The sequence below is a fragment of the Enterobacter sp. ECC-249 genome (assembly GCF_043965265.1).
Taxonomy (GTDB): domain Bacteria; phylum Pseudomonadota; class Gammaproteobacteria; order Enterobacterales; family Enterobacteriaceae; genus Enterobacter; species Enterobacter quasiroggenkampii.
Genome location: NZ_CP143660.1, coordinates 2,952,950 through 2,972,974 on the forward strand (window position 1 = coordinate 2,952,950; position 20,025 = coordinate 2,972,974).

Annotated in this window: 19 protein-coding genes; 13 read left to right on the forward strand and 6 right to left on the reverse strand. The window is 57.5% G+C overall.

Annotated features, from left to right (window positions below; genetic code table 11):
- Positions 1-37 precede the first annotated feature (37 nt).
- From V1587_RS14150 to V1587_RS14180, 7 genes are read left to right on the forward strand one after another with little or no spacing between them, the layout of a single operon-like run.
- Positions 38-988 carry a branched-chain amino acid ABC transporter permease gene (locus V1587_RS14150; RefSeq protein WP_395314391.1) on the forward strand — a complete coding sequence of 317 codons (951 nt, stop codon included), beginning with the start codon at positions 38-40 and terminating at the stop codon, positions 986-988.
- 8 nt (positions 989-996) lie between these two features.
- Entirely contained in the window at positions 997-2,103 is a 1,107-nt protein-coding gene (locus V1587_RS14155; protein ID WP_371898186.1) for a branched-chain amino acid ABC transporter permease, read from the forward strand.
- On the forward strand, positions 2,100-2,867 hold the full coding sequence (locus V1587_RS14160) for an ABC transporter ATP-binding protein (RefSeq protein WP_371898187.1): 768 nt from the start codon (positions 2,100-2,102) through the stop codon (positions 2,865-2,867). The genes V1587_RS14155 and V1587_RS14160 overlap by 4 nt, the downstream gene beginning before the upstream one ends.
- Positions 2,860-3,579, forward strand: coding sequence for an ABC transporter ATP-binding protein (locus V1587_RS14165; protein WP_371898188.1), 720 nt, complete (start codon positions 2,860-2,862; stop codon positions 3,577-3,579). Before V1587_RS14160 ends, V1587_RS14165 begins: the two co-directional genes overlap by 8 nt.
- Before the next feature lie 28 nt (positions 3,580-3,607).
- Positions 3,608-4,765 (forward strand): branched-chain amino acid ABC transporter substrate-binding protein, encoded by a 1,158-nt coding sequence (locus tag V1587_RS14170; RefSeq protein ID WP_371898189.1) that lies wholly within the window; start codon positions 3,608-3,610, stop codon positions 4,763-4,765.
- A gap of 17 nt (positions 4,766-4,782) precedes the next feature.
- Positions 4,783-5,265, forward strand: a complete 483-nt coding sequence (locus V1587_RS14175) for an L-2-amino-thiazoline-4-carboxylic acid hydrolase (protein ID WP_371898190.1) — start codon at positions 4,783-4,785, stop codon at positions 5,263-5,265.
- A complete protein-coding gene (locus V1587_RS14180) occupies positions 5,262-6,488 on the forward strand; it encodes a Zn-dependent hydrolase (RefSeq protein ID WP_371898191.1) in 1,227 nt (408 codons plus the stop codon). The genes V1587_RS14175 and V1587_RS14180 overlap by 4 nt, the downstream gene beginning before the upstream one ends.
- 35 nt (positions 6,489-6,523) lie before the next feature.
- Here the strand turns inward: V1587_RS14180 and V1587_RS14185 are convergent, their stop codons facing one another.
- Together V1587_RS14185 and V1587_RS14190 are read right to left on the reverse strand one after the other, a co-directional pair.
- Positions 6,524-8,407 (reverse strand): potassium transporter Kup, encoded by a 1,884-nt coding sequence (locus tag V1587_RS14185; RefSeq protein ID WP_371898335.1) that lies wholly within the window; start codon positions 8,405-8,407, stop codon positions 6,524-6,526.
- 89 nt (positions 8,408-8,496) lie between these two features.
- Complete coding sequence (locus tag V1587_RS14190; RefSeq protein ID WP_371898192.1) at positions 8,497-9,984, reverse strand: MFS transporter; 1,488 nt, start codon at positions 9,982-9,984, stop codon at positions 8,497-8,499.
- A gap of 116 nt (positions 9,985-10,100) precedes the next feature.
- Here V1587_RS14190 and V1587_RS14195 point away from each other — a divergent pair, with 116 nt between their 5' ends.
- Positions 10,101-10,694 (forward strand): TetR family transcriptional regulator, encoded by a 594-nt coding sequence (locus V1587_RS14195; RefSeq protein ID WP_395314392.1) that lies wholly within the window; start codon positions 10,101-10,103, stop codon positions 10,692-10,694.
- A gap of 54 nt (positions 10,695-10,748) precedes the next feature.
- Here V1587_RS14195 and nhoA read toward each other — a convergent pair whose 3' ends face one another.
- Entirely contained in the window at positions 10,749-11,594 is an 846-nt protein-coding gene (gene nhoA, locus V1587_RS14200; protein ID WP_371898194.1) for an N-hydroxyarylamine O-acetyltransferase, read from the reverse strand.
- 108 nt (positions 11,595-11,702) lie between these two features.
- On the opposite strand from nhoA, the gene V1587_RS14205 reads away from it, so the two are divergent.
- From V1587_RS14205 to V1587_RS14215, 3 genes are all read left to right on the forward strand, one after another.
- On the forward strand, positions 11,703-12,275 hold the full coding sequence (locus tag V1587_RS14205) for a flavin reductase family protein (protein WP_371898195.1): 573 nt from the start codon (positions 11,703-11,705) through the stop codon (positions 12,273-12,275).
- A gap of 126 nt (positions 12,276-12,401) precedes the next feature.
- Entirely contained in the window at positions 12,402-12,764 is a 363-nt protein-coding gene (locus tag V1587_RS14210; RefSeq protein ID WP_371898196.1) for a CHAP domain-containing protein, read from the forward strand.
- Entirely contained in the window at positions 12,764-13,189 is a 426-nt protein-coding gene (locus V1587_RS14215; RefSeq protein ID WP_371898197.1) for a DUF3828 domain-containing protein, read from the forward strand. Before V1587_RS14210 ends, V1587_RS14215 begins: the two co-directional genes overlap by 1 nt.
- A 77-nt stretch (positions 13,190-13,266) precedes the next feature.
- On the opposite strand, the gene fusA is transcribed toward V1587_RS14215, so the two are convergent.
- A complete protein-coding gene (gene fusA, locus V1587_RS14220) occupies positions 13,267-15,366 on the reverse strand; it encodes an elongation factor G (protein WP_371898198.1) in 2,100 nt (699 codons plus the stop codon).
- 160 nt (positions 15,367-15,526) lie between these two features.
- On the opposite strand from fusA, the gene V1587_RS14225 reads away from it, so the two are divergent.
- On the forward strand, positions 15,527-15,826 hold the full coding sequence (locus V1587_RS14225) for a helix-turn-helix transcriptional regulator (protein ID WP_008501755.1): 300 nt from the start codon (positions 15,527-15,529) through the stop codon (positions 15,824-15,826).
- On the opposite strand, the gene V1587_RS14230 is transcribed toward V1587_RS14225, so the two are convergent.
- Together V1587_RS14230 and V1587_RS14235 are read right to left on the reverse strand one after the other, a co-directional pair.
- A complete protein-coding gene (locus tag V1587_RS14230) occupies positions 15,819-16,460 on the reverse strand; it encodes a helix-turn-helix domain-containing protein (RefSeq protein ID WP_048029846.1) in 642 nt (213 codons plus the stop codon). The genes V1587_RS14225 and V1587_RS14230 overlap by 8 nt on opposite strands.
- 121 nt (positions 16,461-16,581) lie before the next feature.
- A complete protein-coding gene (locus V1587_RS14235; protein WP_395314393.1) occupies positions 16,582-17,913 on the reverse strand; it encodes a 2-hydroxycarboxylate transporter family protein in 1,332 nt (443 codons plus the stop codon).
- 412 nt (positions 17,914-18,325) lie between these two features.
- On the opposite strand from V1587_RS14235, the gene V1587_RS14240 reads away from it, so the two are divergent.
- A complete protein-coding gene (locus V1587_RS14240; protein ID WP_371898200.1) occupies positions 18,326-20,011 on the forward strand; it encodes an NAD-dependent malic enzyme in 1,686 nt (561 codons plus the stop codon).
- Positions 20,012-20,025 lie beyond the last annotated feature (14 nt).

The window sequence follows — 20,025 nt, forward strand, 5'->3', positions numbered from 1 at the left end:
TGGTAGCCGCAGAACGAGCACTTTGCGGGTACAGACGTTGGATACACTCATACAACAACTGATCAACGGTGTGATGCTGGGAAGCATCTACGCGCTGATCGCGCTGGGCTATACCATGGTGTATGGCATTTTGCGCATTATTAACTTTGCTCACGGCGATATTCTGATGGTCGGCGCGCTCACCACGCTCTCCGCGATTAACGCCCTCAACACCACCTTTCCACACATGCCGCTGCTGTTGCAGCTTGGCGTTGCCCTGGTGATAGCCATGGCCGTCTGTGCCCTGCTGGCAATGGCCGTGGAGCGCTTTGCCTACCGTCGACTGCGCAACGCCCCGCGCCTGGCGCCGCTGATCTCGGGTATCGGCGTCTCCGTTCTGCTGCAAACCGTGGCGATGATTATCTGGACGCGTAACCCGCTGATGTTCCCGCAGATCCTGCCGATGGACCCTATCGCCGTCACGTCCGGCAGCGAAGCGCATCCTCCTGCCATTGTCACCGTCACGGGTATCGTCACCGTTGTCCTGGCGCTGGCGGTGATGACCGGGCTGTGGCTGCTGGTGGAATACACCCGTCTGGGACGCGGCATGCGCGCCGTGGCGGAAAACCCGCGCGTGGCCACGCTGATGGGGGTTAACCCAAACGCCATTATTACCCTGACGTTTGCCATTGGCGGCGTATTCGCCGCGCTGGCAGGCGTGATGATGGCGAGCAATTACGGCAACGCCAGTTTCTCGATGGGCTTTTTGCCCGGAATTAAGGCCTTTACGGCCGCCGTTCTGGGGGGCATCGGTAACATTCGTGGCGCAATGATTGGCGGGATCCTGCTCGGCATTATCGAAGCGCTGGGCGCTGGCTATCTGGGTGAACTGACCCACGGCGTATTTGGCAGCAACTATCAGGACGTCTTTGCCTTTATGGTGCTGATCCTGGTGCTGGTCTTCCGTCCGGCTGGCCTGCTGGGCGAGCGCGTGGCGCACAGGGCGTAAGGAATACCATGACAACACTTCAACTCCAGACCCCGGCGACCACGCGCAAATTCTGGTCAGGCATGAGTCTGTTCTGCCTCGCGCTGCTGATTGCTCCCGTGGTGGCAACGCAGCTTGGCGGCAACTACTGGGTGCGCGTTATCGACTTCGCCCTGCTCTACATCATGCTGGCGCTCGGGCTTAATATTGTGGTGGGCTATACCGGCCTGCTGGACATGGGCTTTATCGCCTTTTACGCGGTCGGCGCCTATCTCGCTGCGCTGATGGCCTCCCCGCACCTGCTGGAGGTGTTTCCAATCCTCGGCGTCTGGTTCCCGGACGGGCTTCACACCTCGTATCTGCTCATTATTCCGCTGGCCGCCCTCGTCGCGGCAGTTTGCGGGATTTTACTCGGTGCTCCTACGCTCAAGCTGCGCGGGGACTACCTGGCGATAGTGACCCTCGGCTTTGGCGAAATTATCCGCATCCTGATGCGCAATCTCGACCGTCCGGTGAACATCACCAACGGCGCAAAGGGCATTACCGGGGTGGATACGCTAAACCTGTTCGGCCTGAAGTTTAGCGGCGTATACCACTGGTTTGGTTTCAAAGTGCCCGCGCTGTGGCTGTGGTACTACCTGCTGATGCTGGTGATTGTGGCGATTATTTTTGTCTGCCTGCGCCTGCAGCATTCCCGTATTGGTCGCGCCTGGCACGCCATCCGTGAAGATGAGGATGTGGCGCGCGCGATGGGCATCAACGTGCGTAACTATAAGCTGCTGGCCTTTGCGATGGGTGCCTCGTTTGGCGGCGTCGCGGGTGCCCTGTTCGGCGCGTTTCAGGGCTTTGTCTCCCCGGAATCCTTCACGTTACAGGAATCCATTGCCGTGCTGGCGATGGTGGTGCTGGGCGGTATGGGACATATTCCCGGCGTGATCCTGGGCGCGGTACTGCTGACCGCCCTGCCGGAACTGCTGCGCAGCCAGGCAGCGCCGGTTCAGCAGGCGCTGTTCGGTACGGTGCTGATTGACCCGGAAGTGCTGCGTCAGCTGTTTTACGGCCTGGCGCTGGTGCTGGTCATGCTGGTGCGTCCTGCCGGGATCTGGCCGGTACGCCACAAGGAGGCGAAGGCATGAGCCTGTTAACCGTTCGCAACATGACAAAACGCTTTGGCGGGCTTACCGCCGTGGATGACGTTTCGATCGCCGTGAACAAGGGTGAGATCTACGGCCTGATTGGCCCTAACGGCGCGGGAAAAACCACCTGTTTTAACCTGATCACCGGGCTTTATCCGGCGGACAGCGGCGAATTTTCCATTGCCGATAAGCCCTATTTTCCAAAGCACATTGAGAAAGTCACCGCCGCCGGGATCGCCCGCACGTTTCAGAACGTCAGGCTGTTTAACGAGATGTCGGTGCTGGAAAACGTGATGGTGGGCCGCCACGTGCGCACCCGTAACGGCCTGTGGGCAGCGCTGAGCCGTCACCTACGCGCTCGCGAAGAAGAAAAGCAAACCCGCGAACTGGCCTGGCACTGGCTGGAGTACACCGGCATTGCGCAGTTTGCCCACTATCGCGCCTGCGATCTGGCCTATGGTCATCAGCGTCGCCTTGAAATCGCCCGCGCGCTGGCAACGGATCCGCTGCTGCTGGCGCTGGACGAGCCCGCCGCCGGGATGAACGCGGCGGAAAAAGTGGCGCTCGGCGAGCTGCTCATCCGCATCCGTGATGACGGCAAAACCCTGCTGATGATTGAGCATGACGTCAAGCTGGTGATGGGCATCTGCGACCGCCTGACGGTCCTTGATTACGGCAAAACGCTTGCCAGCGGCACGCCGGAGAGCGTGCGGCGCGACCCGGCAGTGATCGCCGCCTGGCTTGGAGGTAACGCTCATGTCTGAATTACTGAAGGTGGAACGTGTGGACGTGCATTACGGCGGCATTCAGGCCGTACGCGACGTCTCCTTTAGCCTGCGCGAGGGCGAACAGGCGACGCTGATCGGCGCTAACGGCGCGGGGAAAAGCTCCACCGTACGCGCCATTACCGGGCTGGAAAGCTTTAGCGGCAGTATTGAATTCAGCGGTAAAGCGGTGCGTAAACAGAGCCCGGAGACCCTGCTTCGCGACGGGCTGGTGATGGTCCCGGAAGGCCGCGGGATTTTCTCCCGCATGACGGTACTGGAAAACCTGCAGATGGGCGCCTGGCTCAGGCGTGACACTGTCACCGTTAAGCGCGAGATGAACGAGATTTTCGAACGGTTCCCGCGTCTGGGCGAACGCCAGCATCAGCTTGCCGGGCTGCTGTCCGGCGGCGAGCAACAGCTGCTGGCCCTTAACCGCGCCCTGCTCAGCCGCCCGCGCCTGCTGATCCTCGACGAACCGTCGATGGGCCTCGCCCCGAAGATGGTCGAAAACATTTTTGCCGTCATTGCCGGACTGCGCGAACGCGGCGTCGCCCTGCTGCTCATCGAACAAAACGCCCGTCTCGCGCTGGAAGTGACCGACAGCGCGTGGGTGATGGACAGCGGCAGCATTGTTCATCATGGCGAATCGAAAGCGCTGCTCGATGACGACCAGATTGTACAGATTTATTTGGGCGAAATGCCCGTTTAACAACACCAGCCAACATCAGGGAAATACAATGAAAACAGTAAAAATCAGTGCGCTCAGCGCCGCTATTCTGCTCAGTAGTGTTGTCTCTACCGGAGCCTGGGCTGCCGACGGTGAAACCGTGGTTATTGGTCTGGCGGGGCCGCTGACCGGCCCGTCCGCCCGTATCGGGAAAGATCTGGAGAACGGCGCGCAGCTGGCAATTGACGACATTAACAAGCAGCACCCGACCATCGGCGGCAAAGCGGTGACTTTCAAACTGCAGTCCGAAGACGATCAGTCCGACCCGCGCATCGCCGTGGCCGTGGCGCAGCGTCTGGTGGACAGCGGCGTGGCGGGCGTGGTCGGCCACTGGAACACCGGTACCAGCATTCCGGCGGCCCGCATCTATCACGATGCAGGCATCGCCCAGGTTGCACCGGTCGCGACCGGTCACGCCTATACGCAACAAGGTTTTGATACCAGCTTCCGCGTGATGGGACATGACGATGACGGCGGTCAGCTTGCCGGTCAGTACGCGGTGAATACCCTGAAAGCCAAACGCATTGCGGTGATCGACGACCGCACAGCATTTGGTCAGGGGCTTGCAGACCAGTTTATAAAATCGCTGGAAGCGCAGGGCGTGAAAATTGTCGATCGTCAGTACGTGGATGACAAAACGGTCGATTTCAGCGCCGTACTGACCGCCATCCGCAGTAAAAACGCCGATCTGATCTTCTTCGGCGGCGTCGACAGCCAGGCCGCACCGCTGGCGCGTCGCATCAAACAGCTGGGCATGAACGCCACGCTGATGGGCGCAGGCGGATTCGTCAGCCAGACGTTCCTGAAGCTGGCGCAGAAAGAAGGCGAAGGCGTTGTGGCGCTGGAGCCGGGTCTGCCCGTTGACCAGATGCCGGGCGGCAAAGCGTTTGAGCAGGCCTATCAGTCCCGCTACCACACCCATATCGAACTGCACGCCCCGTTCGCCTATGACGCCACCCGCGTGCTGGTTGCGGCGATGGAAAAAGCAGACTCCGTTGAGCCGTCCGACTATCTGCCCGCCCTGCGCGCCATCAGCTACTCCGGCGTCACCGGACAGATCGCGTTTGATAAAGAGGGCAACCTAAAATCGCCGTCGTTCACGGTCTACAAGGTTGTCGACGGCAAATGGCAGCCGCAGACCGTGCTGGGCGGCGCAAAAGCGAAGTAACGCAGCGAGGCAATGTGATGAGTGATAATAACGAGCTGGGCATTCTCGCCCGCCGCAAAATTGAAGCCGAAATTATTAAGCCAATTTATGAAATCCTGGTGCGCGAGATAGGGAAAGCCCGCGCCCAGGCGGTGATTGGCGAGGCCATTGAGCAGGCCGCGATTGACGCTGGCAAAGCGTTTGCCAGCAAAGAACCCAACGGCGCGGATGTGAAGAGCTTTATCGCCCTGCAGTATCTGTGGGAGAAAGATAACGCCCTTGACGTAAAGGTGATCGACGCCGACGACCAGCAGTACAACTACAACGTGACCCGCTGTCGCTACGCGGAGATGTATCACGAGATGGGGCTGGGCGAGATTGGTCACCTGCTCTCCTGCGCGCGCGATGAAAAATTCATCGTTGGCTATGCGCCTGACGTGAAGCTGACCCGCACTACCACCATCATGCAGGGCGGTTCGTGCTGTGATTTCCGCTACCGCAGCAGCAAGGACAAGCCATGATCCGCGTCAACGCAGAACGGCTATGGTCAACGCTTGAGATGATGGCGCAGATCGGCGGCACGCCCGCCGGTGGCGTCACCCGTCTGGCGCTGAGCGAAGAAGATCGTATTGCGCGTAACCTGCTGCGCGACTGGGCGCGGGAAGCCGGTTTTACCTGTGACGTCGACAGCATGGGCAATATGTTTATCCGCCGCGCGGGGAAAAACCCGCAGCTTGCCCCGGTCCTGACGGGTTCACACGTGGATACCCAGCCGCTGGGCGGAAACTATGACGGGGTTTACGGCGTGCTGGCCGGGCTGGAGCTGCTGCGTACCCTCAATGACCATCACGTTGAGACGGAGCGTGACATCGTGCTGGTGAACTGGACTAACGAAGAAGGCGCGCGCTTTGCGCCAGCCATGCTCGCTTCAGGGGTCTGGACGGGGCAGTTTAGCGAAGCGTACGCTCATGCCCGCGCGGATAACGATGGCATCACCGTGGGTGAAGCGCTGGATTGCATTGGCTACCGGGGTGAAGCCCCTGCCCGTGCGTTTCCGGTTCACGCCTGCTACGAACTGCACATCGAACAGGGCCCGATTCTGGAAGACGAAGCCCTGGATATCGGGTTAGTCCGCGCGGCAATGGGCCAGCGCTGGTTTACCCTGACGCTGGACGGATTTGCCGCCCACGCGGGCACCACGCCGATGCACAGTCGCCGCGACGCGCTGACCGCCTTCGCAGAGCTGGCGCTGAAGGTGGAAGAAATTGGCTATCGGCATGCGGCGGACGGACGCGCGACGATCGGTATGGCGCAGGTTACGCCAAACTCGCGCAACGTCGTGCCGTCTCGCGTGGTATGCAGCGTGGAGTTTCGCCATCCGGCGCAGCAGGCTCTGGAAACCATGGAAGCGGCGCTGCATAAGGTGGCTGAGAGCCTGAGCCTGCGCGGCGTGTCGGCTCTCGTTGAGCGCATTTTTGACTACGCGCCCATCGCGTTTGATGCCGAATGTCTGGCCCGCACGGAGAAGGCGGTGGCAGAACTGGGCTATTCGTCGAAACCGATGGTCTCGGGTGCGGGACATGACGCCTGCTACGTCAGCAAAATTGCCCCTGCCAGCATGATCTTTATCCCCTGCGTGAAAGGCATCAGCCATAACGAAGCGGAAAGGATCCTGCCGGAGTGGTCGGAGAAAGGGGCGAACGTGCTGTTGCACAGCGTCCTGTCCGCGGCCCAGGAGAGCTAGAACGGCGCGAAAGCAGCCCCTGCTTTCGCGCGACGCTAGACGGCAACGCGCCGGCTGATTTCAACCACCCGATCGCTGGGAAGGTGGTAGTGGTTGATGACGTGGGTGCAGTTGCGCTTCATGAAGGCAAAAATGTGTCGCTGCCAGGCCGCCATGCCTGTCCCGCTTTCACCTGCCACAATGGTTTCATGCCCGACGTACCAGGTGGCATCGTCCGTGGCAAAAATTGCGTTAATCTCGCTGACGCCCTGCAACAAACGCGGGATGTTCGGGTGTTCCATGAAGCCATATTGCGCCACGCCGTGCCAGTAGCCCGGCGCGCGCTGCTCCACACTGATACGCTGCTCTTCGCCGACGTAGGGCACGTTGAGAATATCAATGGTCAGCGACAATACGTCCTGCTGAAGCGCCCGGTTTCGCGCGACGTGCCAGCGCATCACCGGCGGGATATTGTTCTGCGTGCGGGTCAAAAAGACGGCAGAACCCGTCACTCTGGGCACCGTTTTTTGCTGAAGCTGAGCAAAGAACGCATCCACGCTGACGCCCTTCTCGCCCACCGATGCGGATACCGCCTTAACGCCGCGATGCCAGATCAGCATCACCGTACAAATGGCGGCGGCCATGAGCAGCGGAATATAGCCGCCCTCAAGAACCTTAATCAGATTGGCAAATAAGAAGGTGGCATCGATCGTCAGGAAACAGAGGGCGATAATCCCGCTGCTGAACAGGCTCCAGCGCCATACTTCCCGCATGGCAACAAACAGCAGTCCTGTCGTCATCAGCATGGTTAACGACACGGCAATGCCGTACGCCGCGGCAAGCTTATCGGAGGATTTAAAGAACACCACCAGGCCTATCGTCACCACCATCAGCAGCCAGTTTATTATCCCGATATAAATCTGACCGTAGCTTTCCGCCGCCGTCTGTTTAATGCGTAACCGGGGTAACCAGCCAAGCTGAATGGCCTGGCGGGTCATGGAAAAAGCGCCGGTAATAATCGCCTGACTGGCGATGATCGTCGCCAGCGCGGCAAGAATGATGAGCGGCACCTGCAGCGCTGGTGGACAGAGCGTATAGAATAGATTTTGTTTGCTGTCGGCACCGGCCAGAATCAACGCTGACTGACCAGCATAGTTGAGCAGCAGCGAAGGAAAAACGACGCCGTACCAGGCAAGCCAGATGGGCTTTTTACCGAAATGACCCATGTCGGCGTACAGCGCCTCGGCCCCCGTCACGCAGAGAAATACGCCTCCCAGGACCAGGAAACTGGTGTACCCGTTCGAAAACAAAAACGCGATGCCGTAAGCAGGATTAAGGGCCAACAGTACCGAGGGGTGCTGAACGATCCCCCGCACGCCCAGGGCCGCAATCGCCAGGAACCACAGCGCCATCACCGGGCCAAATATTTTTCCTATGCGGGCGGTGCCAAAAGGCTGGATGAGGAACAGCGCCAGCAAAATCGCCACCGTCAGGGGTAATATGTACGGCAGGGATTGCGGAATGACCATCTCCAGCCCTTCCAGGGCGGAAAGCACGGAGATGGCCGGGGTTATCGCGCCGTCACCGTAAATCAGCGCGGCGCCGATCAGGGCGGCAAAAATGACCCAGCGCCCGCCTTTGCCTTTTTCCACCAGAAGCGACATCAGGGCCATAATGCCCCCCTCGCCATGATTATCAATTCGCATGGCGAAGGCGGCATACTTGATGGAGGTCACCAGGATGAGCGTCCAGGTAATCAGGGAGAGCAGGCCCAGGATGACGTCGGGCGTCGGGGCATGCTCAGAGAGCGAGAGCACGGTCCGGAAGGTATAAAGCGGGCTGGTGCCGATATCACCAAAAACGACGCCCAGCGCGCCCCCTGCAAGCAGGGTTAACCGGGAGAGAGGTTGGGACGGTTCACTGCCGTGGCGCGGGCTCATATTTTCCAGCAAGAGTCAGATAATCCTTTAAAAAACATAGCCCATCTGCCCCGCCCGCGCCAACCTCCGCCCCTGTTTTACCGCGTTTTTTACTGCGGATTGACCTTCGCCAGGCTGAACCAGATCCCTACTGCCAGCAACAGCAGCATGCCGCCCGCACTTCCCAGCGCCACGCTGTGGGAGGTAATAAACGCACTTTTCGCCGCCTCAATCACCGGCTCGGCTAGCGTCGGGGTCAGATCCTGCGCCACCTTCATCGCCTCACCAATGGATGACGAGGCTTTGTCGACGAGCGAGGCATTCAGCCCCTGCGGCAGTTCAATTGAGGCCGAGAAGCTGCGGGTCAAGAGCAGACCAAAAATGGCGATCCCCAGCCCGGCGCCCAGCTCATAGGACATGGTTTCAATGGCCCCTGCGGCGGCGGCTTTCTCCTTCGGCGCGGCCGCCATAATTGCCGAGGTCGAGGCCAGCAGCGCGCTGGCGGCACTGAAGCCGAGCAGCACCATCAGCCCCCACGCCTGCCACTGCTGCGTGCTGAAGTCGAGCGTCGACAGACCGATAAAACTGACGGCGCTGAGCCCCATGCCGCCGGCCGCGACGATGCGTAGCCCTAATCGTCCAACCAGCACGCCCGCGATCGGCCCGCTGAAGCCGCTGGCGACCATCACCGGCAGCATAAACATGCCCGCTTCAAACGGCGTAAAGCCGTGAACAAACTGCAGCTCCTGGGCCATCAGCAGCTCAAACCCGACCAGGGCAATCATGGCGGTCATCGCCATCACTACGCCGCTCAAAATGATGCGATGGCAGAAGAGACGCATATCGATCATCGGTACGCGGGCACGAAGCTGAATACGCACAAAGATAAACATCAGCACCGAGCCGGTAACCAGCGCGGCGACCACCAGCCACGGCGACAGTACGCCCTTAAGCGCGGTTTTGGCGCTGTAGACCAGCAGCAAAATCGCCACAATCAGCATGATGGCATGGCTGATATTCAGCGGCTGCTCCGGGCGGCCCTGCTGACGGGGTACAAAACGCGCGGCCAGCGACACGACCACCAGCACAATCGGCACGTTGATTAAAAACACCGATCCCCAGTAAAAATGCTCCAGCAGCATACCGCCAATCAGCGGGCCAAACGCCGCCCCGCCGGAACCGACCGCTGCCCAGACGCCGAGCGCGATGTTGCGATCTTTCGCGTCGGTAAAAAGCGTGCGGATCCCTGCCAGGGTGGCCGGAATAATCATCGCCGCACCGATCGCCAGCGAGGCGCGCGCCGCAATCAGCCAACCTGCTGACGGGGCAAACGCTGCCGCCAGCGACGACAGGCCAAACAGCGTGCTGCCAATCATGAGCAGTCGTTTAAAACCAATCCGGTCACCGAGTGCACCCATCGGCAGCACCATACCCGCCATCACCAGCGAGTAGATATCGATGATCCACAATAATTCGTTACCGCTGGCGCCCAGCGTCATGCTCAATGTTGGCGCCGCCACGTGCAGCACCGTCGCGTCAATCGCCACCGGGATATACACCAGCACGATAATCACTAACGCTAACCACTGACGAAACATAAATTTCCTTTTCATTTTAAACCTGGACACATGTCCAGGTTGCGATCCTACGTAAAGTTGAACGCGTGTCCAGCTTTTTGTTACACTCGTTTCGTTCCCATTGAGAGTGAGTAAAGATGCGATATCTGAGCAAGGATGAACGGCGCGAGGCCATCTTACAGGCCGCCATGCGCGTGGCGCTGGCCGAAGGACTGGCGGCAATGACGGTACGCCGCGTTGCGGCTGAAGCCGGCGTCGCGACCGGACAGGTTCACCATCACTTCACGTCCGGCGGGGAGCTAAAATCGCTGGCCTTCGTGCGGCTAATCCGCGAGCTGCTGGATGCGGATGTCGCGGGCAAACAGGCCGGCTGGCGGGAGCAGCTTCATGCCATGCTCGGCAGCGATGACGGCAGGTTCGAGCCTTATATTCGACTGTGGCGTGAAGCCCAGATCCTTGCCAGCCGCGATGCCGACATCAAGGGCGCCTATGTGATGACCATGGAGATGTGGCACCAGGAAACGGTGGCGCTGATCAACGCGGGAACGGAAGCCGGGGTATTTCGTCCCGGCGATCGGGCGGAAAATATCGCCTGGCGCTTGATTGGCCTGGTGTGCGGTCTTGACGGGATGTATATCTTAAACATGCCCGAAATGGATGAGGCCGCGTTTAACAATCATCTGGATAAGTTAATCACGCTCGAATTGTTTACTCCCCCGTCTCAGCCGTGATGTTGCCGGGTGGCGGCGACGCCTTACCCGGCCTACAGCCCACCTCTTTGCGCATTATTTCCCGGCCTGAGGGTGCGTATCAAAGCCCGCCATTACCGCCGTCAGTTCTGTCAGAGAAAAACCGTGCTTTGCATCGTCAACGCCGAGCCCAAAGCGTTCCTGCATCAGCTGGTAAAGCGCCTTTGCATCCGGCAGGTGGATCTGCTCCTCCACATGACCGTTCTGCCAGTGGGTAAAGTTGAAGTTGGTCAGCGTAAGCTTGCCGCCGTCCGGCAGATGGCGGCACATCAGCAGATGATGGCGGAAATGGGACTGCGGCCAGTGCGCCGACCAGAAATTCCCCATCACGTAATCACTAAAATACTGCGTCGTCAGGTCAAAGTGGTACATCGACTGCCAGTGCTCGTGGTGACGGAACTGCAGCACCCAATCGTTGCCCTCGCTCAGCAAACGATACAGGCCGTGTGGCGTTTCCTGTTCTTCACTGGCGAGCAGACGAATTGGCGCCGTCAGCGTCTGGCCGCCAAACCCCACGTCCGCAATCCAGCGCTCGCCGTTAAGCTCAACCAGCAGCAGGCGATGCGTGCGCGGCGGCATTTGCGGCGGGCTCGCTAATACCACGCGTCCCAGCACGCTGCGTACCGTGAAGCCGACTTCACGCAATGCCCGCTCAAACAGGCCGTTTTGCTCAAAGCAATATCCTCCGCGACGTGCGGTGACCAGCTTGTCGACCAGACACCGATCGTCAAGCTGGATTTCGCGCGGCAGAACGACATCAATATTCTCAAAGGGGATTGCACAGTTGTGATGTAAATGCAGCGCGCGCAGGGTATCGATATCCACCTGAGTTGGTTGCGTCCAGCCGATGCGGGCGAAATAGGCGGTCAGGAATGGGGACATGAATCAGTTTCCTTTGATTGTGATGTTCTGTTTATAAACTAATTTTACGCGCTCACTTTGATTTCCGTGCTTTTTCGTCATACTCATCGATGTAGATGAGGAGATCCTATGAGCCACTTTCGCCCTGTTGAATTACGTCATGCCAGCCGTCTGCTGAACCACGGCCCTACCGTGCTTATCACCAGCCGGGATGAAAGCCTCGACAGACGTAACGTGATGGCCGCCGCATGGTCAATGCCGGTTGAGTTTGAACCGCCGCGTATCGCAATCGTGGTGGACAAAAGTACCTGGTCGCGCGAGCTGATTGAACGCAGCGGGAAATTTGGCATCGTCATCCCCGGCGTGGCGGCAACCAACTGGACTTACGCGGTCGGCAGCGTCAGCGGGCGCGATGAGGACAAATTCAACTGCTACGGGATCCCGGTGGTGAACGGTCCTGAACTTGGCCTGCCGGTGATTGAAGAAAAATGTCTGGCGTGGATGGAGTGCCGGTTATTACCCGCCACATCAGCAGCGGAGAAATACGACACGCTGTTTGGGGAAGTGGTTTCAGCGGCAGCGGATGAGCGGGCGTTTATCGCCGGACGCTGGCAGTTTGACGAGGATAAGCTCAATACCCTGCATCATCTTGGGGCCGGGACGTTTGTGGCAAGTGGGAAGATGGTGAAGGCGCTGGATTGATTGTTTAAATCATATATGGCTGAATTATATTAAATTTCTATGGCATTTTATGTTTACTCTTGCGTTGTAAAACGGAGGATATTTCCGGAGTTGCTGCATTAGCACTCTCCCGTTAAGGAAATATCAATGTCATGGAATAAAGATGGCGCAATCTCCTATGCCAAATCACACGCCCAACCGAAGAGCACCGGTTATTGTGCTCGCTACGTCACCGAAGCGATCAGAACGGGGGGAAAATTAAAAATTCCCAATACGCGTCTGGCAAAAGATATGGGGCGTACATTGGCCAACGCTGGATTCCGCCTGGTATACGATCAACCTCATGCCGGAGACGTAGCCGTTATCCAAAATATAGTGGGTCACGATAGCGGGCACGTTTGCATTTATGATGGCCAGCAGTGGATAAGCGATTTCGTACAACGCACCCTGTATCCGGGACAGGCTTACCGAAATATACAGCCTCATTACGAACTGTTCAGGCACGACTAATGAAAATACTCTGCTTTTTTCTTTTTGCCCTGTCTCCATTCGCGGTAGCCCAAACTGATTATGCCCCAGGCCAGGCTGCGCTTAAATTCAATCAATGGTATATCGCTCAGCTGAATCAGGACAAACCGCCAGTGCTGAATCCAGAGGTTATGAATGAATACGTTGCCTCAGGGACAGTTGCTGCAATTAAGGATATGTACTCAGAGGACAGTAACGAAAAAGACATGCCCGATGCTGATATGTTCATTAAAGCGCAGGACTGGGATGAGGACTGGGATCAGATAACCGTTCTGCATTCTGATTTTGATGCCGTTTGCACAAACGTTTATATCGCATTTGGTAAGAAACAAGATCACGTTGTAGCAGATTGTCTCGTTCAGGAAAAAGGGAAATGGAAAGTTCGATCGGCCACGCTGATCAAGTAATAAACGTATATGAAAGCCTTCTGCTACAGCGGCAAAAGCACATGGTAGCCCAGCGACTACCATGTGCAATGCATTAACTACTTCGCACGCCGTGAAATAATCTCATCCGCAACATTCCGCGGGGCTTCCGCAAAATGATGGAACTCCATCGTATACGTCGCGCGTCCCTGGGACATCGAGCGCAATGTGGTGGCATAACCAAACATCTCTGCCAGCGGCACGTCAGCGCGAATAATCTGACTGCCGTACTGCTCCGCCATCCCCTGCACCATGCCGCGGCGGGAAGAGAGATCGCCCATAATGTTACCGGCGTACTCTTCCGGTGTTTCCACCTCCACGTGCATGATCGGCTCAAGAATCACCGGATCCGCCCTGCGGGCGCCCTCTTTAAAGCCGAGGATCGCCGCCATGCGGAACGCCATCTCCGAGGAGTCGACGTCGTGATACGAGCCAAACGTCAGCGTCGCTTTGACATCGACTACCGGATAGCCCGCCAGCACCCCGCTGTTCATCGCTTCCCGCAGCCCTTTCTCAACGGACGGGATATACTCACGCGGCACCACGCCGCCCTTGGTGGCATCTTCAAATTTAAAACCACTTCCAGGCTCAAGCGGCTCCAGGCTCAGTACCACATGGCCGTACTGGCCTTTACCGCCGGACTGTCGGACAAATTTGCCTTCGATATCCTTCACCGTTTTACGCAGGGTTTCACGGTAGGTCACCTGTGGACGACCGATATTTGCCTCGACGCCAAACTCACGTTTCATGCGGTCAACGATGATCTCAAGGTGTAGCTCACCCATCCCGGAGATAATGGTCTGGCCGGACTCTTCGTCAGTATGCAGTCGGAAAGACGGATCTTCCGCCGCCAGACGCTGCAGCGCGATCCCCATTTTCTCCTGATCGCCTTTGGTTTTCGGCTCGATCGCCAGCGAGATAACCGGGTCCGGGAACTCCATGCGTTCAAGCGTGATCACTGCATTCGGATCGGTGAGCGTGTCGCCGGTGGTCACATCTTTCAGCCCAACGCAGGCCGCGATATCACCGGCGCGCAGTTCATCCACCTCGTGGCGATCGTTGGCATGCATCAGCACGATACGCCCGATGCGCTCTTTCTTCCCTTTCACCGGGTTATACACCGCGTCGCCTTTGCGCAGCACGCCAGAGTACACGCGGATAAAGGTCAGTTGCCCGACGTATGGATCGCTCATCAGCTTGAACGCCAGGGCCGAGAACGGCTCATCATCGCTTGGATGACGCTCCGCGTGCTGTCCTTTTTCATCCACGCCATCAATGGCCGGCACGTCCAGCGGCGACGGCATCAGCTCAATGACCGCATCGAGCATGCGCTGTACGCCTTTGTTTTTGAACGCGCTGCCGCACAGCATCGGCTGGATTTCACCTGAGATGGTTCGGATACGCAGCCCTTTGATGATTTCCGCTTCGTCGAGATCGCCGATTTCCAGGTATTTGTCCATCAGTTCATCGCTGGCTTCCGCCGCCGCAGAGACCATTTTTTCCCGCCATTCCTGGGCGGTACTGACCAAATCGTCCGGCACGGGCGCATAGGTAAACACCATGCCCTGCGTCGCGTCGTCCCACAGAATGGTGCGCATCTTGATCAAATCCACCACACCGGTGAAGTGATCTTCGGCCCCCACCGGGATGACAATCGGCACCGGATTGGCCTTCAGGCGTTCCTGCATCATCCGCACGACGCGGAAGAAATCGGCACCCGGACGGTCCATTTTGTTGACGAAGGCCAGACGCGGAACGTGATATTTATTGGCCTGACGCCAGACGGTTTCCGACTGCGGCTGCACGCCGCCCACGGAGTCATACACCATCACGGCACCGTCGAGTACGCGCATGGAACGCTCCACCTCAATGGTGAAGTCCACGTGCCCCGGAGTGTCGATGATGTTGATCCGGTGCGGTTCATAGCCTCTGTCCATGCCTGGCCAGAAGCAGCTAACCGCCGCGGACGTAATGGTGATCCCGCGCTCTTGCTCCTGCGCCATCCAGTCAGTGGTTGCCGCGCCATCGTGTACTTCACCCAGCTTGTGGCTCATCCCGGTATAAAACAGGATGCGCTCAGTGGTGGTAGTTTTACCGGCATCGATATGCGCGGAGATACCGATGTTGCGATAACGTTCGAGAGGGATGGGTCGGGGCATGATATTTCCTTAGTCACTATGACATGTTTGTGACGACCAGGATGGTCGTGCATTCGTTCGTTTGCTATAATAGTCCTATTGTACGAGTATTATCGAACTATTTTTTAAGGGTTGACCTATTGTTGATATAGCTCAATCTGACGCCATACGCAGGAAAACGATGATTCCTAACCACCCTGAAACTGAACAAATACTGCTGGAAAATGTGCTCTTTGCCCTCGGCAACCCGCTCCGGCTATCGATTATTCGCCGGCTCGCCGACGGCAGCGAACTCAGCTGCAACGCGCTGCGCCCGGAAGATGTGGTGAAGTCCACGATGACCCATCACTGGCGCGTATTGCGCGACAGCGGGGTCATCTGGCAGCGTCCGCAGGGACGCGAAAACATGATTTCATTGCGACGAGACGATCTGGATACCCGTTTTCCAGGGTTGATGGCGATCCTGCTGCAGGTTAAGTAATTTCAGTCCCTTCCAGGCGATAGACCGGGATCTGCCGGGTTGTTTTGGTGAGCGTATCGAACACCTCGGCGTTGGACGTCACGATCCGCATCCCTGTTTTGCGTAGACGTTGTACATCAGCCGCGATGCGCTGAATGCCAAACCAGAAAAGCCCGTCGAGCGCGGTCACAGACAGTCCGTTTTCCAGCGCCAGCTTGAGGCGCTCCTTTGGGGCTTTCACCTGCTGGGCAATTTGCCGGTAAGACGCTTCCGTCGCGCCCGTGGCGTCACTGCGCTGGATACGCGTCTTCAGGTGATAGGTAAACTCGTCAGGTATACCGTCCAGATCCCGTTTAAGGCTGTAGACGCAGCCAAAGCGCTTGCCGTTAAACAGAACATTTTTCTGACTGAGCTGAAGCTCTTTTCTGACAGCGTCAATCAACTGGGGCGCGCGGGTGAGAAGTAGCCTGAAGGGCAGCTCGAAGCTGGTGACGTAGTCCACATTAAGCAACGCGAGACGCAGACGATCCTCCGCACCGGACTGTTGCTCACGACACTCCTCCAGCACCTCCGCCCACTGGCGCGTCAGGCGCTCCGGTTCGGCGGCTTCGGTCAGGAGATATTTTTCAATCTGATAATCAACTCTTCCGGTCATCGTGTGGTGTCCCGTCGCTGTGGCTGCGGTAATTCTATACAGCGCGGTGAGTTTTATAAAGGACTGAACCGCAGCGACACGCTGTAAATGTCGTTGCGATTCAGTATCCTGACGTTTTGAATCAGTGCGCCATAATCCAGCCCATCAGCAGGGTGGCGAAAATGACCGTCGACGCGCCGCCGATGCGGGTGGCGATCTGCGCGAACGGCATGAGCGACATCCGGTTAGACGCGGACAGAATGGCCACGTCCCCCGTCCCGCCCAGCCCACTGTGGCAGCAGGTTACAATCGCCGCTTCAACGGGATACATATTCAGACGCGACGCGATAAAGTAGCCGCTCAGCGCCATCGCAATCACCACCGAACCGCATACCACGACATAGCCCACCGAGAAGACCGACACCACGCTCTCAAGCGGCACGTATAGCATCCCGAGGCCGATCATCAGCGGCCAGACCAGCGCAGCCGAGACGAATTTATAGCAGCTGTGTGCGCCCTGCTCCATTGAGGCCGGGATCACCCTGAAGTATTTACACAGGACGGCAATCAGTATCATCAGCACCGGGCCGGGAATGTGGACCAGTTTTTCAAACAATCCGCCGACGATGAAAAACGCGCATACCATCAGCAATCCGCCGCCCATCAGATGAAAATCCGTCTGCTGCGCGCTTTGCGCTCCGGCAAACAGGCTGGCGTCGTCTTTACTCCGCGTGAGCATGCCATTTCCCGAAAGCCCAGGACGTTTCGCGCCGAGACGCGCCAGCGAGCCCGCACAAATAATGGCGAAGATATTCCCGACGACCGCAGCGGGTGCCAGCTGCGCCACGTAGACGTCCGGCGTCTGCCCCAGTATTGCCGAATAGGCCAGGGACAGGGGCAAAATCCCCTCTCCAATCCCGCCGCCAATGATAGGCACAATGATGAAGAAGAAGGTGTGGTAAGGCGTATAACCAAACAGTGAGCCCACAATGAGGCCGCTCAGCACGGCCATGCATGTTCCCGCCACCAGCGGAACAAACATGCGCATCATCCCCTGGATCAGCAGCACCCGGTTCATCCCCAGAATGCTGCCGACCACCAGGCAGGCGATGACGAAATAGAGCAGATTCGCCTCTTTCATCAGCAGATGCACGGTATCAAGGGTATGTTTCCCGAAGACGCCAAAATAGACCAGCACGGAAGGCACCATCAGACACAGAATCGCCGGGCCGCCGATATCCTTCAGCACCGGGATTTGACGCCCCACTTTGGCAAACGCGAAACCGAGGGTCATGATGACCGCGAGACCACCGATCATATTTTTCGGCAGCAGCCCTGCCCAGGCGGACGTCGCCACAATTGCGGCAATCCCGACGAACAGCATCAACGGGACCGTGCCGACCTCGGTATTGTTGAGCCCAAAGGCAAAACGCGAGGTCGCCAGTTCAGAAGTCGGTACAGGATTATCTTTCATATAATCACCTGAATTTGTGTTCGGATAAACAGAGAAAGGAATAAACTGGAACTATTCCTGATACGAATAAATGTTCTTAAATATAAATTAATGACTTAGATGGCCTTTTCTAAAAACAGGCTCAGCGTAAAATTAACATGAGCCGCCAAAGAGAAATGTGAACACAATAGCCCTTCCCTTTTAAATAATTTAATTCATTATTATGTAACTAAAGTTATTTACGACGATCGATGCAATCCTTTTGAAATTAATAAAACCATAAAGAATGTGAACCTTGTCACTCCTGCTCCGTTAGCTAAGCGCTAAATTAGCCCTCCAACAAAACACAGAAAACTCCGTGCCTTTATCATCCTTAAAGTCACTGTTTCTGCTCATCTTATTTCTGCTTCGTTTAAAAATTCAGGAGTTAACCATGTCCCGGAAAGAAGTTCTTTACACCCCCTATAACGGGGCCGTATTGCTGGAAAACCCGCTACTAAATAAAGGTCTCGCCTTTATTAAGGAAGAGCGGGATAATTTTAACCTGCATGGATTATTGCCGCATAACGTTGAAACCATTGAAGAGCAAACCGAGCGCGCCTGGGTGCAGTTCTGCCATTTTAAAAGCGATATTTCACGTCATGTTTATTTGCGCAATATTCAGGACACAAATGAAACTCTCTTTTACAACCTCTTGCGTTCACATTTGAAAGAGACGTTACCGATTATCTATACCCCGACGGTCGGTGAAGCCTGCGAACATTTTTCTACGATTTATCGCCGGGCGCGCGGCTTGTTTATTTCATGGCCTAACCGCCATCGTATTGATGAGATGCTGCAAAGTTTTTCGCGCAACGACGTTCGCGTGATTGTGGTGACGGACGGAGAACGTATTTTAGGGCTTGGCGATCAGGGTATCGGCGGAATGGGTATCCCAATTGGCAAGCTGTCGCTCTATACCGCCTGCGGCGGGATCCATCCGGCCTCTACCCTCCCGATTATGCTGGATGTCGGCACCAATAATCAGCAACACCTCGACGACCCGATGTACATGGGCTGGCGTCATCCGCGCATCAGCGACGATCAATACGCTGAATTTATGGATATGTTTATCAGCACGGTTAAAGCGCGCTGGCCCAACGTTCTCCTGCAGTTTGAAGACTTTGCGCAGAAAAACGCCACCCGACTTCTCCAGCGCTACCGCGACCAGCTGTGCTGCTTCAATGATGATATCCAGGGCACGGCAGCCGTCACCGCAGGGACCCTGATCGCTGCGGCCCACGCGGCGGGAACGCGTATTCGCGATCAGCGCGTGGTCTTCCTCGGCAGCGGCTCGGCCGGGTGCGGGATCGCTGAAAAAATTGTGGCGCTGATGGTCGACGACGGCCTGACCGAGTCCGAAGCCCGCAGCAGGATCTTCATGGTCGATCGCTTCGGCCTGCTGACCGACGACATGACCAACCTGCTCGATTTCCAGAAAAACCTGCTTACCGCGCGCGACGCCGTTTGCAGCTGGCAGGTAGACGCGAAGAATATTTCCCTGCTGGACGTGGTGAAGAACGCGCATCCCACGGTGATGATCGGCGTTTCAGGTCAGCCGGGACTCTTCAGCGAAGAGATCGTCAAAGAGATGCATCGCCACTGTCCGCGCCCAATCATCATGCCGCTCTCGAACCCAACGTCGCGGGCGGAAGCCCAGCCGCAGGATCTCATCGCCTGGACCCAGGGAGCCGCGCTGGTGGCCACCGGCAGCCCGTTCGCCCCGGTATTCTGGGAAAATGCGCACTACGAGATCGCCCAGTGTAACAACGCCTATATCTTCCCGGGCCTGGGACTGGGCGTGCTGGCCTGTAACGCGCGCCGGGTGACGGAAGAGATGCTGATGGCAGCAAGCCGCAGCCTGGCCGCACAGTCACCGCTGGTGACCACAGAAAAAGGAGGATTGCTGCCGCCGGTAGATCAGATTGAAACGGTCTCGCGCCAGATTGCCGTTGCCGTCGCCCGGGCCGCGATTGAACAGGGCGTGGCACCGGCGATAGATGATGAAACGTTAATGGCGCGCATTGAGAAGACCTGGTGGCAGGCGGACTATGCGCCGTACCGCCGATCCGCGCTGTAGCGCCGATCGTGCCC